The sequence below is a fragment of the [Clostridium] aminophilum DSM 10710 genome, assembly GCF_000711825.1.
In the GTDB taxonomy this organism is placed as follows: domain Bacteria; phylum Bacillota; class Clostridia; order Lachnospirales; family Lachnospiraceae; genus Clostridium_R; species Clostridium_R aminophilum.
Window position 1 is genome coordinate 25,763 of sequence record NZ_JONJ01000015.1, and the last position, 14,467, is coordinate 40,229.

The window sequence follows — 14,467 nt, forward strand, 5'->3', positions numbered from 1 at the left end:
CTTACCTCCCGTCATAGGTATCGGAACGCACGCCGAACCCGTTCTGTACCCGAAAATGTTCTCCGCCGGATTCCCCGGCCGATGACGCCCGTCCCGGAATTCCATTGCCTCTTTTTTCAGCTCTCAGCCGGGATCCGGCATTGCCTGCGGCTTCCGGACGAACGCGATGTGAGCCCCGGCCCTCATCGTTTCCTCCGGCGGTTCCCTTCCCGGTCATCGCCTCCGGCATACCTCCGTAGTCTGCGACAAAGCGGGACACTTCCACCGGCTTTTTAAACCGTTCCTTCACCGCGCAGACCATCAGTCTAAACTTTGCCCTCGTCATACCGACATAGAAAAGTCTCCGCTCTTCCTCGATATCGTCATCCAGAAGTGCCTTGTTATGCGGGACTACGCCTTCATTCGCATCCAGAATGAAGACAATCTGAAATTCCAGTCCTTTTGCGCCGTGCATCGTTGCCAGCGTGACCGCATCCGTATTCAGCTGCCCCTGCTGTGCCTGATTGCGGAGTTCCTCCCGGTACGCCTCCATATGCGCGAACCATTCCTCAAATGTACTGTAATTTGCCGCGCTGTCCCGGAGTTCATCCGCCGTCTCCATGAGATCTTCCAGCCGCGCATGCCGCGTCTCGGCATATTCCCTGAGAAATGCGTCATATCCCACACCCTGACGGATGTAATTGACCGCCGCAAGCGGCGACATCCGGGAGATGGCTTTCAGATCATACTGCAGATCCTCGATCTTCTGGATCATCCAGTCCTTGTCTTTGTAGTATTCTTTCAGATCAAACCACGACACGGTCTCCGACATCAGACTCGCCCGGCTGATATAGCGCTTCGGCCGGTTCATAATCCGAAGAAAACCGCTCCGGCCCATATCGCCCATCGCCATCCGGATGTAGGCGATGATATTCTGTGAAATCCAGTGGTCGTAGAGATTCGGAACACGGTCGCGCGTCCGGAACGGGATATTGTCCCCCATCAGCGCTTCCATCAGCGTTCTCGGCCCGGAATTTGTCCGGTAGAGAACCGCAATCTCTTTTGCCGGCACGCCGGAACGGATGTACTCTCCGATCGCCGAAGCCAGAAAACCGGCTTCCTCTCTCGGATCCTCAAACACCCGTGTCATGACTTCTTTTCCGTGAGAACCGGCCGAGCGGATCGCCTTCGGAAAACGCTTCCGGTTATGGTCGATCAGCCGGAGCGCCGCCCTCACGATCTCATCTGTACAGCGGTAATTGACGTCAAGAAGCACCCGTTTTGCGGTTGGATAATCCTTCTCAAATCCAAGCATAATCTCCGGTCTCGCGCCGCGGAAACGGTAGATCGACTGGTCGTCATCGCCGACAATAAACAGATTGTCTTCCGGCCTGGCGAGCATCCGCATGATCTCGTACTGAAGCCGGTTGATATCCTGAAACTCATCAATCAGAATATATCGGTATTTCCGCTGCCATGCCGCAAGAATGTCCCCTCGCTGCTGAAAGAGTTCCAGACACATGACCATCATGTCGTCAAAATCGATGAGTCCCGCGCGCCGCATCCAGTCGTCGTATCCGCTGTAGATTCCCCGGAACACCTCGTCCGGACAGCTCGTGGAATAATAATTCCGAAGTGACATCCGCTCGGATTTCACCATGCTGATCTCGGAGAGAACCTGGGAGGTGAATTCATTGACATCCTCCGGCTCAATCCCCGCCCGTTCGGACAGTTCCCGGATCACCTGGCGCTGCTGCTCTTCCCGCACAATATTGTCCGCGGAATAGTTATACGCCAGTTTCAGAATCCGGAAAAAAACCGAGTGAAACGTTCCGAACGTGACCCTGGACGGTTTTCCGGTGAGTTTTCCATAGCGTTCCTTCATCTCCAGCGCTGCGGCACGGGTGAAGGTGATCACCAGAATCGATCCGGGATCTGCACCGTACTGCTCCGTCAGGTATTTTACGCGGTGCGTAATAACCGTGGTCTTTCCGGATCCCGGTCCGGCCAGAACGATCATCGGCCCTTCGCCGTGGGTGATCGCCTGCTGCTGCGCTTCGCTGAATGCCATGAGCGCTCCTTTCTCCTGTTTCCTTTGTCGGAAAAAGAGGGCACAAACGGCCCTCTTTTCCGCTGGCTGCCCGCGGCAGCCCATTGTTCACTGATGAATCTTTTCCGTCATCTGACCGGAAAAGGTGTTTTATGCCTCTAAAAGAGCAATGCCCTTCTTCAGTCTCGCAAGAGACTCTTCTTTTCCGAATACCTCCAGAAGTTCGGTTGCGCCGGCCGGTGTGGTCTGCTTGCCGGAGAGAGCGGTACGGATCGGCCACATGATATAACCGGTCTTGTATCCCTTCTCCTCGCCGAATTTCTTCAGGGTCTCAAACAGGGCGTCATTGCTCCAGTCTTCCTGTCCCTCAAGGATCGGCATCACTTCCTTCAGAAGTTCCAGAGAGTTCTCTTTCGTGGTCTTCATCTTCTTGTGAATGTAAAGATCCGTGGAGTACTCCGGAAGTTCCTCGAAGAAGTCGATCATCTCCGGGATATCCGGATAGATCTCGATTCTGGACTTCACCATCGCTGCAATGCGCTTGAGATTCAGCGGCTTCGTGATCACCTTTTTGATGTACGGGAGCGCATTCTCATAGAACTTGTCCTCATCCATTGCTTTGACATACTCACTGTTCATCCAGCGAAGCTTCTGCATGTCGAAGACCGCCGGATTCTTAGCGATATGCGTATAATCAAAGGCACGGATCAGCTCATCGAGTGAGAAGATCTCGGTATTGTCGGTCGGAGACCATCCGAGGAGCGCCACAAAGTTGACCACCGCCTCCGGGATGAAACCTGCCTCGATCAGATCCTCATAAGAAGCGTGTCCGCTTCTCTTGGAAAGCTTCTTGTGCTCTTCATTGGTGATGGTCGGGCAGTGAATGTATTTCGGGATCTCCCATCCGAACGCATCATACAGACGGTTGTACTTCGGGGAGGAAGACAGATACTCTGCTCCTCTGACCACGTGGGTGATGCCCATCAGATGATCATCGATAACATTGGCAAAATTGTATGTCGGGAAACCGTCGGACTTGATGAGAACCATATCGTCCAGCTCGGAGTTGTCAACAGAGATATCTCCGTACAGCTCATCGTGGAACGTCGTGGTTCCCTCGGCCGGGTTATTCTGACGGATGACAAACGGCTTTCCGGCTGCGAGATTTGCCTCGATCTCCTCTTTGGAAAGATGCAGGCAGTGCTTGTCATAGGTCATGATGCGCTCGCCGTTTACCTCTCTTGCCAGAGACTCCAGTCTCTCCTTATCACAGAAGCAGTAGTAAGCTTCGCCCTTCTCGACGAGCTCCTTCGCATACTTCATGTAAATGCCTTCTCTGACACGGTCACTCTGAACATACGGACCAACCGGGCCGCCGATATCCGGTCCCTCATCATGGATCAGTCCGGTGCCTTTCAGGGTATCATAGATAATCTCGGTCGCGCCCTCGACAAAACGTCCCTGATCGGTATCCTCGATTCGAAGAATATAGTCGCCGCCCTCATGCTTTGCGATCAGATATGCATAAAGCGCGGTTCTCAGGTTTCCGACATGCATTCTTCCGGTCGGACTCGGCGCGTATCTCGTTCTGATTTTCATATTCTTATTTACCCCTCATTCTCTGAAATTCTTGGAACAATTTCAATCTGAAAATTATATTACATTTTACCACATTTCATCATATATGTCCAAATACTTGAAATGCGGCCTGTGAATCGGTCAGTTGTTCATCAATCCGAGGATTTTGCTGGCAAATGTGAAATAAATCATCAGGCTGGCCGCATCAACCACCGTCGTCAGCATCGGAGACGCGACGAGGGCCGGATCCAGATGAATCGCCTTAGCCAGCATCGGAAGCATGCTGCCGATGCTCTTCGCAATGATGACCGTACAGAACACGCTCAGCACTACGACAAAGCTGATCATGGTGTGCCCCGGATACTGAATCATCAGCCGTACAAAATTCGCGGACGCAAGGATAAAACCGCAGATCATGCCGACCCGCACCTCTTTCCAGAGGACCCGCGCCGCATCCGGCAGTTCAATATCACCGACCGCCATTCCTCGGATGATCATGGTACTCGCCTGGCTGCCGGAGTTTCCGCCCGTATCCATCAGCATCGGCACGAATGTTACCAAAAGCGGAACCGCCGCAAAGGCATTCTCGTATTTCAGAAGAATCGCTCCGGTAAAAAGACTCGAAAACATCAGGACCAGAAGCCACGGGATACGGTTTCTGGCAAGTGTCAGAACATCCGTCTTCAGATACGGCTTTTCCGACGGAATGATCGCCGCCATCTTCTGGATATCCTCGGTTGCCTCTTCCTCCATGACATCCATGACGTCATCGACCGTGATAATGCCGACCAGACGGTCCTCGTTATCCACGACCGGAAGGGACAGAAGATCGTAATCGTTGAAGATCATTGCCACATTTTCCTGGTCTTCCGTGGTCGTAACCTTGATCACATTATCATCCATGATATCGCCGATGACAGTCTCGTAAGGATTCATCAGAAGATCCTTGACCGTGATGACGCCCTCAAGACATCTCGTATTATCGGTCACATAGCAGGTGTAAATGGTCTCTTTGTCGACACCATTTTCCCGGATATACTCAAATGCATCCCGAACCGTCATCGTCTTGCGGAGTCCGATGTACTCCGCCGTCATGACACTTCCTGCGCTGTCGTCCGGATAATTCAGAAACTGATTGATCAGCTTCCGGGTATCGGGGTTGGAGTTCTTGAGAACACGCTTTACGACGTTCGCTGGGAGCTCTTCGAGCATGTCAACCGCATCGTCGACGTAGAGGTCGTTGACAATGACGCTGAGCTCGTTATCGGTGATGCTGGTGATAATCTGCTGCTGATTCTCAACTGGAAGCGCGGCAAACACATCCGTGGCCAGCTCCTTCGGAAGCATACGGAATACCACCACCGTCTGCTCCGAATTCAGATCTTCCATAAAGTTTGCAATGTCGACCTCGTTCATCTCGATGAGCTCGGCCTTCAATTCGCGGTATTTTTTCTCTTTCACGAGCGCGTTCAGTTTATCGAACAGCTCGTCCATTTCCATGTTATCCACCGGTTCTTTCTCCTTTCTAAACACCGGTCCCGTTCCGTCTCGGAACAACCGGTATCTGTCCGCAGAATGACTTCTGCGCATTCAATGATGATCGACAGTTTAGATCAGCAGAAAGACAGCATTTCCGGACGATTTGCGTTGCAGCAGGGCACACAAAGAAAACCCTTAAGGCGCGATCCGTGCCGCGGGTCTGGTCCCTGCAGATTCTTTGTTTTTCGTCCCGGAATTCCTTCTCTGTCATTTTCGCACACGAAAAAACCACGGGCAGAAAAGCTCTTGCCCGGATACGGCCTCCCATCCATGCGGCCGGGATGACAGATATAAAAAATCAGATGGCAGTGCGCGCAGCGGCTGTATTCCGCCCGGCATGCTTGTCACATATGAATATGTCAGATGCTTCAGAGGCACACACTGCCTTCCGTTCAGGATGACTGCCGTCTGAATCTGCTCTGCTCGTTCGACCTTCCACTGCGTTCACTCCTTTCTTAGAATTGTTCCATAATTGATATGTCTCAGATCCGGAATTGATCGGTTCGGAATCATGCTGAAAATACAATCCTTCCAAAAAACGTCAATCTCCGTAACTTTCATTATACGTTCCGAATGCGTTTTGCGCAATTCTTTTCACCGCATAATACGCATAATTTTTTCCATGAAAAGTGTAAAGCACTCTCTATGGAACAAAGTCCGCGGAGCGTTTTTATTTCATAGGGAATTTCGGAGAAATTTCCTATGAAATAACACAAAACAGAGCCCCCGCGAAAGCGGAGGCCCTGCCCTCTATCCGGCTCACGGCCGGAACCTTATGATCATGATTTTCGATGATCGCGATTGCCGCGATTATCGGTTGGTGCCCAGATCAGACGGCTTCATGCTCAGGTTGATGCGTCCCATCTTGTCGACTTCGATAACCTTTACGGTTACTTCGTCGCCGATGTTGACAACATCCTCCACATTTTCCACTCTCTTCTCGGAGAGCTTGGAGATATGAACCATACCGTCCTTGTTCGGAGCAAGCTGTACGAATGCGCCGAAGTTCATGATACGTACAACCTTACCGGTGTATACCTGACCCGGCTCGATGTCTGTGACAATGCTGTGGATGATCGCCTTTGCCTTGTCGATCATCTCCTGATCAGTGCCGCAGATGGAAACCTGACCGTCATCGTTGATGTCGATCTTTACGCCGGTCTCATCAATGATACCATTGATCACCTTACCCTGCTTTCCGACAACATCGCCGATCTTCTTCGGGTCGATCATCATCATATCGATCTTCGGAGCATACTCGGAAAGCTGCTTTCTCGGCTCAGAGATGCACGGTGCCATGACATCATCCATGATGTGAAGTCTTGCCTGTCTGGTTCTGCGGATCGCTTCCTCAACGATCGGGCGTGTCAGACCGTGGATCTTGATATCCATCTGGATCGCAGTGATACCCTTGTGTGTACCTGCTACCTTGAAGTCCATATCGCCGAAGAAGTCCTCGATGCCCTGAATATCGGTCAGGACAATGTAGTCGTCATCGGTCTCACCGGTAACCAGACCGCAGGAGATACCTGCAACCATGGACTTGATCGGAACACCGGTTGCCATGAGTGCCATACAGGAAGCGCAGATACTTGCCTGAGAAGTGGAACCGTTGGACTCCATGGTCTCAGATACGGCACGGATTGCATACGGGAACTCTTCCTCTGTCGGCAGAACCGGAACCAGCGCTCTCTCTGCGAGTGCGCCGTGACCGATCTCACGACGGCCCGGACCTCTGGACGGCTTTGTCTCACCGACAGAGTAGGACGGGAAGTTGTACTGATGGAGATATCTCTTATAGGTGATGTTGGTGTCAAGGCCTTCCAGCTTCTGAACCTCGGAAAGCGGAGCCAGTGTGACAACATCGAGAATCTGTGTCTGACCACGGGTGAACATTGCGGAACCGTGAACTCTCGGAAGAAGGTCAACTTCCGCAGCCAGCGGACGGATCTCGTCAATCTGTCTGCCGTCCGGACGCTTGCGGTCCTTCAGGATCATCTTGCGGACCGTCTTCTTCTCGTACTGATACATGGCATCCGGAAGCTGTGCAACCCACTCCGGCTTCTCCGCGTACTCTTCTGCAAGCTTATCGGTCAGAGCGGCGATTCTCTCGTCGCGAACCATCTTGTCATCGGTGAAGACAGCCTTCTCCATCTCTTCCGACGGGATCTTTGTCATGAGATCCTGAACCAGATCCGCGTCTACGCCGAAGCTCTGGTACTGCATCTTTTCTTTGCCGCATTCTGCAACGATGCGGTCGATGAACTTGATGATCTCCTGGTTTACTTCATGGCACTTGTAGATTGCCTCGATCATGGTGTCTTCCGGAATCTCGTTTGCACCGGCCTCGATCATGATAACCTTTTCTCTGGTGGATGCAACGGTCAGCGCCAGATCGGAAACAAGTTTCTGGTCGTTGGTCGGATTGACAATGAATTCACCCTCGATCATTCCGAGCTGTGTGGTTGCACACGGGCCGTCAAACGGGATATCGGAAATGCTGGTTGCAATTGCGGAACCGAGCATCGCGGTCAGCTCCGGGCTGCAGTCCGGGTCTACGGACATAACAAGGTTGTCGAGAAGAACATCATTTCTGAAATCCTTCGGGAACAGCGGTCTCATCGGACGGTCGATGACACGGTCGATCAGAACCGCATTGTCGCTTGCCTTACCCTCGCGCTTCTTGAATCCGCCCGGGAACTTTCCGATCGAATACATTTTCTCCTCATACTCAACACTGAGCGGGAAGAAATCCACGCCGTCTCTCGGCTTTGCGGACGCGGTTGCTGTGGATACCACAACGGTATCGCCGTAATGCATGAATGCTGCACCATTGGCCTGTGCCGCAACTCTGCCGACGTCAACGGTCAGCGTTCTGCCGCCAAGCTCCATTGAAAAACTCTTAAACATATTGTCTCCTTTTCTCCTCTTTCCCGACTCTTGTCCGTGACTACTGCTCTGCACGCGAGATCTCTGAAACAAAACCCGCGAAAGGACTACGCTTTTCGCTTCCTTCGGCTTCCCATCCCTCACTTCAGAGGGAAAGCCTGCGGTTCCTCACATGTACAGCAGCGGTCCCGGAAGTAGTCAGAAGGATAAAAATAATATTGGTTGCATACCGGACCGGGACATTCATCCCCCTGTCCGATTGTGAAAAAGGGGCAGAGACCGCAAAATCTCTGCCCCCGAGCACTCGAAGCGAATTACTTTCTCAGACCGAGCTTCTCGATCAGCGCACGATAACCCTCAAGATCTGTCTTCTTCAGGTAATCAAGAAGACCTCTTCTCTTACCTACCATCTTCAGAAGACCTCTTCTGGAGTGATGATCCTTCTGGTTGTTAGCAAGATGAGCGTTGAGCTCCTGGATGCGCTCTGTAAGAAGTGCGATCTGAACCTCCGGTGAACCTGTATCACCGGCTTTTCTGCCGTACTGGTTGATGATTTCTGTCTTTTTCTCTTTTGTGATCATGATAGATCCTCCTTGTTTTTTCAACTGACCGTATACGAAGTTTACGTCAGGAGTACCTCGGATAAACTGCGTATCGGCGAATTCATACCTCGCGTATTATATCATGTCGGCTCAAAACTGTAAATAATAATTTCAGTTTTTATGCCGCTCCCGGTCCGACTGCTGCGCCGATGTTCCGATCCGCTCCCGGTCCGGAAACGGCAGCCGTCTCATGAGCGGCCGCTTCGGTCTTCGTCTGAGCGGACTGACCGGCTCTCGGTCCGTCTGCCTGCGTCCCGGCCGGTTTTGCCGCCGCGGTCTCAGCCGGTTTTGCAGCTGCGGTCTCCGGCTGTGTCTCCGCCGTATTCGGTGTCGCCGCGCCGCCCGGTCCGACCGGCGTGTTCGCAGGTTCGGTTTTCTGCGTGTTTTCGGTTGTCTGCGCTGTCTGAGCGCTCTCCGATGCCTGCGCGGATGTCTCCGCTGCCGTTTCCTGGCCGGACGGTCTGCCGTCTCTGCTGGTCTTTTTACTCTCGGTACCCGCCGCGCCATAGCAGACGACAACGCATCCCGTGTCGATATTCTCAAACAGTTTTCTTGCCATCGCCGGCGGCATATTGATGCAGCCGTGGGAACCGTTTGTCTTGTAAATCGTGCCGCCGAACGATCCTCTCCAGTTGGCATCATGAAAGCCGATTCCATTGTTGAACGGCATCCAGTAGCTGACCGGCGTTCGATAATTTTCACCTTTTAAGACAGCATTTTTCTGCTTATACGCCACGGTATATACCCCGTTCGGCGTACCGTGTCCTTTGGAGAGATTTCCTGACACAAAATCCGTATCCAGCACCAGTGTTCCGTTCTTATAATAATATAAATGCTGACCGGTCAGATTCACTTCCACATAGGTATCACCGATACCTCCGTTCGCTCTGGACTTTCCGGATTTCGAGTAGGCCGGCTCTTTCTCCGTGCTCTCCCCTTCGCGGACTGCGGTCAGAAGATTTGCGGTCTCGGTCGCCGTGTCGATCTTCCATCCATAGGTTCCGCCGTTGACATCCACGGTTGTCCCGTAGCTTGTCCGAAAACCTCTGGTTCTGCCGACCGTATCGTATTTCTGTGCAAGTGAGCTGACATACGCTGCTGCTTCACCCTCGTTCACCTGCATGGAACCGTCCGCGCCGACCGACAGCCAGTTACGGATTGTATCGCCGCTCAGCACTTCCTTTTCATCACCGAACTGGTAAATGACCGACATCTCCGCGGCTTTGTTCAGGTGATCCAATGTTGAGAGAAGCGTCTCGTTATCATCATCGATCGCCGGACTGAGATACAGATCTTCTTTCTCCAGATCAAGCTCCGTCTGAAGATTCTTCATCGCATCCCGCACGGCATCGTAAAGCTTGTCCGAATCCGCAAGCGTTCCCTTCTTCGCCGGAATCAGAGAATATCCTTTTCCTTCGACATAGTCCGAAACGGAAGCATTTTCCGGCCGGGTCTGTGTTTTGCGGTCCAGACATTCCAGATCGTCCACCAGTTTTTCGAGTTTTTTCTCGTCGAAAGTCACCGCCGTATCGATCGTGATCTTTTTAGAGTTTCCGAGCGTCAGTCCCCATGCCCAGATATTCTGTTCTCCGAGGAGTTTTTCGATACTGCCGTCGAACTCCGGCTTCATATCGACCGCCTCTCCGGCAATGCTTTCCGACTTTCCCTCCCGCTCCGCGATCGTCAGGGTATAATTCCGCGTATCACGCTCAATTTCCTGTTCAACTTCCTGCGGGGTCTTTCCGGATGCGTCAACACCGTTGATGACCGTCCGGGGAAAGAACGCATTCCGGTAGGTCTGCGCTTTTACCGCATATCCGCCGGCACCGCAAAGAAGAACTGCTGCCGCTGCCGCCGCTGCAATCATTGCTTTCTTTTTTCCGGACATACCGCCCTCCGCCGCAAGATCACGGTTGTTCTTTTCCGCACGGCTTCGTCCGCGCTTAGGCGGTTCCTCTGCGTCAGGTGAAACGATCGTTTCTTCCGGAAATGCTTCCGCACCGGAAGCGCTCTCCTTTTCCTCCGCCTCGTGTTCATCCGGCATATCCGTCTGTGCTTTTTCCGCCAGAGACGTTTCCGCCGCCTCAATCGGCGGTGTCTCCTTCAGAACTTCTTTCTTCGCATATTTCGACCGGCTTCTTCCTCGTTTCGGAAGAGACTCCGGCGTATTCATTTTATCTTTCTTACTCATTCCATCTATCTCCGTAAAAGGCGTTTTCCACCCTGTCATAGTCTTTGTCTATTCTATAGTAATCCGGTGCATAGCGTCAAATGTCATTCCTCTGACATTACCATAAAGTCTTCCCGCCGTTTTCGTAAGATTTAACACTTCTGAAATATAGCAGTGCCCTCTGATCATATTGCTGTAACATTTTTTGCTATGACATAAAAAAGCAGGAGACTCGCAGTTAGTGCCGCAAATCCCCTGTTTCTTTACTTTATTATCACGCGTTTTTTCATTATATTGCGGTTCTCCGCAAAATCACTTTCCGAAAAATCCCTTTTTCTTCTTCTCTTCCGGCTCAATGCCATGCATCGCGTCATCGAACGCCTTCAGCGCTTCCTTCTGCTTTGCATTCAGCGACTGCGGAACCTGAACCACAAGAGTGATGTACTGATCGCCGCGAACATTGCGGTTTCGGAGCGACGGAACGCCTTTTCCCTTCAGACGGATCTTCGTATCGGTCGGTGTTCCGGCCTTTACCTCATATTCTTCCTCTCCGTCCACCGTGCGGATCTTGATGGTTCCGCCCAGTGCCGCAGTGGCAAATGAGATCGGAACCGTGGAAAAGATCGTGGTATCCTGTCTGCGGAAGATCGGATGCGGTGCAACAATTACTTCCACCAGCAAATCACCTCTCGGTCCTCCGTTGATACCCGGATCACCGTTGCCCTGATCACGCAGCTTCATGCCGTTGTCGATGCCGGCCGGAATTTTGACCTTGATGGTCTTCATGCGGGATACATATCCGGAGCCGTAGCAGTCCGGGCATTTCTCCCGGATCACCTTTCCGGTTCCGCCGCATTCCGGACAGCTCTGCACATTCTGTACGGTGCCGAACAGGGACTGCTGTGTGTAAACAATCTTTCCGCGGCCGCCGCACTTCGGGCAGGTCTCCGGTTTGGTTCCCGGCTTTGCACCGGTTCCGCCGCACTTCGAACAGGTCTCTTTCAGATTGACCTTGATCTCCTTTTCGCAGCCGTGAATTGCTTCCTCGAATGAAATCCGGACGCTGGAATGAACGTTTGCCCCCTTCATCGGAGCGTTGGCGTTCCGGGATGATCTGCGGCCGCCGCCGAAGATATCGCCGAAAATATCGCCGAAAATATCGCCCATATCCGCACCGTTAAAATCAAATCCGCCGAAGCCGCCGGCTCCTGCGCCGCCCTGGCTGAATGCATCCGGTCCGAACTGATCATACTGTCTTCTCTTTTCCGGATCGCTCAGCACGCTGTACGCTTCGGACGCTTCTTTAAACTTCTCCGCCGCCTCTTCATTGCCCGGATTGGCATCCGGATGGTATTTCTTTGCCAGTTTACGATAGGCTTTCTTCAGCGCCGCATCATCCGCGTCCTTGGAAACGCCTAACACTTCATAATAATCTCTTTTGGACTCTGCCATGTTATTCCTCCAGTCAGAAATGCCGTATCCGGTCTTTCTGTGCCCGCGTCGCCTCGGGTATGTTCTTTCCAGGATATCCCGCAAGCGGCATTCCTGCTACGATTCAATGTCTTTATGGCACACATGATGGGGCTCAGGCCGAAGCCCGATCCCCATCACGCTCAAAGTGCTATTTCATCAGATCATCAAACCCGACCTTTTCGTGCCGGTTCTCTCAACGTATCTGACGGAACCCGCACCGTTCTTTATCAGACTTCCTTGAAGTCACCGTCTACGACATTGTCATCTGCACCGCTCTGTGCCTGGCCTGCGCCCTGAGCACCGGCATCCGCACCTGCGCCTGCAGCCTGTGCCTGCTCGTAAACCTTCGCCATGATCGGCTGGCTGTCGTTCATCAGCTTCTCTTTTGCTTCCTTGATCTTTGCGGTCTGATCCTCGGTCGGCTCACCGTTCTGAACCTCTGCGAGAATATCCTTCAGAGCCTTGAGATCTGCCTCAACGGTAGCCTTGTCGGACTCGGAAACCTTATCGGCAACCTTGGAAAGAGCATCCTCCATCTGGAATACCAGAGAATCCGCCTCGTTCTTTGCGTCGATTGCTTCCTTTCTCTTCTTATCCTGAGCCTCGTACTCAGCAGCTTCCTTCACTGCCTTATCGATATCGGCATCGCTCATGTTAGAGCCGGAAGTGATGGTGATGTGCTGCTCTTTGCCGGTGCCGAGATCCTTCGCGGATACATTTACGATACCGTTTGCATCGATATCAAAGGTAACCTCGATCTTCGGGATACCTCTTCTTGCCGGAAGAATTCCGTCCAGTCTGAAGTTTCCGAGCGTCTTGTTATCTCTTGCGAACTGTCTCTCACCCTGAACAACGTGGATGTCTACTGCCGTCTGGTTGTCCTCTGCGGTGGAGAAGATCTGGCTCTTCTTGGTCGGGATGGTTGTATTTCTCTCGATCAGCTTGGTTGCTACGCCGCCCATGGTCTCAATGGACAGGGAAAGCGGGGTTACATCGAGAAGAAGGATATCTCCTGCGCCCTCATCGCCGGAAAGCTTACCGCCCTGGATTGCAGCACCGATTGCGACACACTCATCCGGGTTCAGGCTCTTGCTCGGCTCCTTGCCGGTGAGCTCTTTCACCTTATCCTGTGCGGACAGCATACGTGTGGAACCACCGACAAGAAGAACCTTTCCAAGCTCGGAAGCGGTAAGGCCTGCATCGCGGAGCGCGTTCTGTACCGGGATTGCGGTTCTCTCGATCAGATCTCTGGTGAGCTCGTTGAACTTAGCTCTTGTGAGGTTCAGATCCAGGTGCTTCGGTCCCTCAGCGGTTGCTGTGATGAACGGAAGGTTGATGTTTGTTGTGGTTGCGGAGCTCAGCTCTTTCTTTGCCTTCTCAGCCGCCTCTTTCAGACGCTGCATTGCCATCTTGTCGCCGGAAAGGTCAACACCCTCTGCCTTCTTGAACTCGTCGATCATCCAGTTTGTGATCGCGTTATCGAAGTCATCACCGCCGAGGTGAGTATCACCGTTGGTTGCCAGAACCTCGATGACACCGTCACCGATCTCGATGATGGAGACATCGAAGGTACCGCCGCCGAGATCGTATACCATGATCTTCTGCTCGGACTCATTGTCCAGACCGTAAGCAAGCGCTGCAGCGGTCGGCTCGTTGATGATTCTCTTGACATCAAGTCCTGCGATCTTACCTGCGTCCTTGGTTGCCTGTCTCTGTGCATCGTTGAAATAAGCCGGAACGGTGATAACCGCCTCGGTTACCTTCTCGCCGAGATATGCCTCTGCGTCTGCCTTCAGCTTCTGAAGGATCATCGCGGAGATCTCCTGCGGAGTGTATGCCTTGTCGTCAATGCATACTTTATAGTCGCTTCCCATGTGTCTCTTGATGGAAGCAATGGTTCTGTCTGCGTTGGTTACCGCCTGACGCTTTGCCGGCTCGCCGACCAGTCTCTCACCGGTCTTGGAAAATGCAACAACCGACGGGGTTGTGCGGATACCCTCTGCATTTGCGATAACGGTCGGCTTTCCGCCTTCCATAACTGCTACACAGCTGTTTGTTGTACCAAGATCAATACCAATGATTTTTCCCATGATGTATCTCCTTTTTATGATGTCCGGCGCGGATACTCGCCGTCGCCGGAATGTGGTTTTCCAAATGGTTTTATTTTTCCTGTTTTTTCGGGACTGT

The 14,467-nt window shown here is 52.5% G+C and carries 8 protein-coding genes; all 8 read right to left on the reverse strand.

Translation table 11 applies throughout. The features are described 5' to 3' along the window. Window position 1: 1 nt before the first annotated feature. The 8 genes from BR86_RS0111070 to dnaK all read right to left on the reverse strand — a co-directional run bounded on the left by BR86_RS0111070 (window position 2) and on the right by dnaK (window position 14,370). Window positions 2-2,050, reverse strand: a complete 2,049-nt coding sequence (locus BR86_RS0111070) for an ATP-dependent helicase (protein ID WP_075034484.1) — start codon at window positions 2,048-2,050, stop codon at window positions 2-4. A gap of 129 nt (window positions 2,051-2,179) precedes the next feature. Continuing rightward, window positions 2,180-3,628, reverse strand: a complete 1,449-nt coding sequence (gene gltX, locus BR86_RS0111075) for a glutamate--tRNA ligase (RefSeq protein WP_031473909.1) — start codon at window positions 3,626-3,628, stop codon at window positions 2,180-2,182. A 120-nt stretch (window positions 3,629-3,748) separates the two neighbouring features. Continuing rightward, entirely contained in the window at window positions 3,749-5,101 is a 1,353-nt protein-coding gene (gene mgtE / locus BR86_RS0111080; RefSeq protein ID WP_031473911.1) for a magnesium transporter, read from the reverse strand. A gap of 855 nt (window positions 5,102-5,956) precedes the next feature. Then, entirely contained in the window at window positions 5,957-8,056 is a 2,100-nt protein-coding gene (locus BR86_RS0111090) for a polyribonucleotide nucleotidyltransferase (RefSeq protein WP_031473913.1), read from the reverse strand. A 293-nt stretch (window positions 8,057-8,349) separates the two neighbouring features. After that, entirely contained in the window at window positions 8,350-8,616 is a 267-nt protein-coding gene (rpsO, locus tag BR86_RS0111095) for a 30S ribosomal protein S15 (protein WP_038288574.1), read from the reverse strand. A 139-nt stretch (window positions 8,617-8,755) separates the two neighbouring features. Next, window positions 8,756-10,828 (reverse strand): L,D-transpeptidase family protein, encoded by a 2,073-nt coding sequence (locus BR86_RS0111100; protein ID WP_051684768.1) that lies wholly within the window; start codon window positions 10,826-10,828, stop codon window positions 8,756-8,758. Window positions 10,829-11,119: 291 nt separating this feature from the next. Further along, on the reverse strand, window positions 11,120-12,259 hold the full coding sequence (gene dnaJ, locus BR86_RS0111105; protein WP_031473919.1) for a molecular chaperone DnaJ: 1,140 nt from the start codon (window positions 12,257-12,259) through the stop codon (window positions 11,120-11,122). Between the two features lie 248 nt (window positions 12,260-12,507). Further along, complete coding sequence (dnaK, locus tag BR86_RS0111110; RefSeq protein WP_031473921.1) at window positions 12,508-14,370, reverse strand: molecular chaperone DnaK; 1,863 nt, start codon at window positions 14,368-14,370, stop codon at window positions 12,508-12,510. Between the last annotated feature and the right edge of the window lie 97 nt (window positions 14,371-14,467).

What these genes read in the sequence shown, in the direction of transcription:
- BR86_RS0111070 (WP_075034484.1), bottom strand. Translation starts at nt 2,050, where the DNA reads ATGGCATTCAGCGAAGCGCAGCAGCAGGCGATCACCCACGGCGAAGGG.
- gltX (WP_031473909.1), bottom strand. Translation starts at nt 3,628, where the DNA reads ATGAAAATCAGAACGAGATACGCGCCGAGTCCGACCGGAAGAATGCAT.
- mgtE (WP_031473911.1), bottom strand. Translation starts at nt 5,101, where the DNA reads ATGGACGAGCTGTTCGATAAACTGAACGCGCTCGTGAAAGAGAAAAAA.
- BR86_RS0111090 (WP_031473913.1), bottom strand. Translation starts at nt 8,056, where the DNA reads ATGTTTAAGAGTTTTTCAATGGAGCTTGGCGGCAGAACGCTGACCGTT.
- rpsO (WP_038288574.1), bottom strand. Translation starts at nt 8,616, where the DNA reads ATGATCACAAAAGAGAAAAAGACAGAAATCATCAACCAGTACGGCAGA.
- BR86_RS0111100 (WP_051684768.1), bottom strand. Translation starts at nt 10,828, where the DNA reads ATGAGTAAGAAAGATAAAATGAATACGCCGGAGTCTCTTCCGAAACGA.
- dnaJ (WP_031473919.1), bottom strand. Translation starts at nt 12,259, where the DNA reads ATGGCAGAGTCCAAAAGAGATTATTATGAAGTGTTAGGCGTTTCCAAG.
- dnaK (WP_031473921.1), bottom strand. Translation starts at nt 14,370, where the DNA reads ATGGGAAAAATCATTGGTATTGATCTTGGTACAACAAACAGCTGTGTA.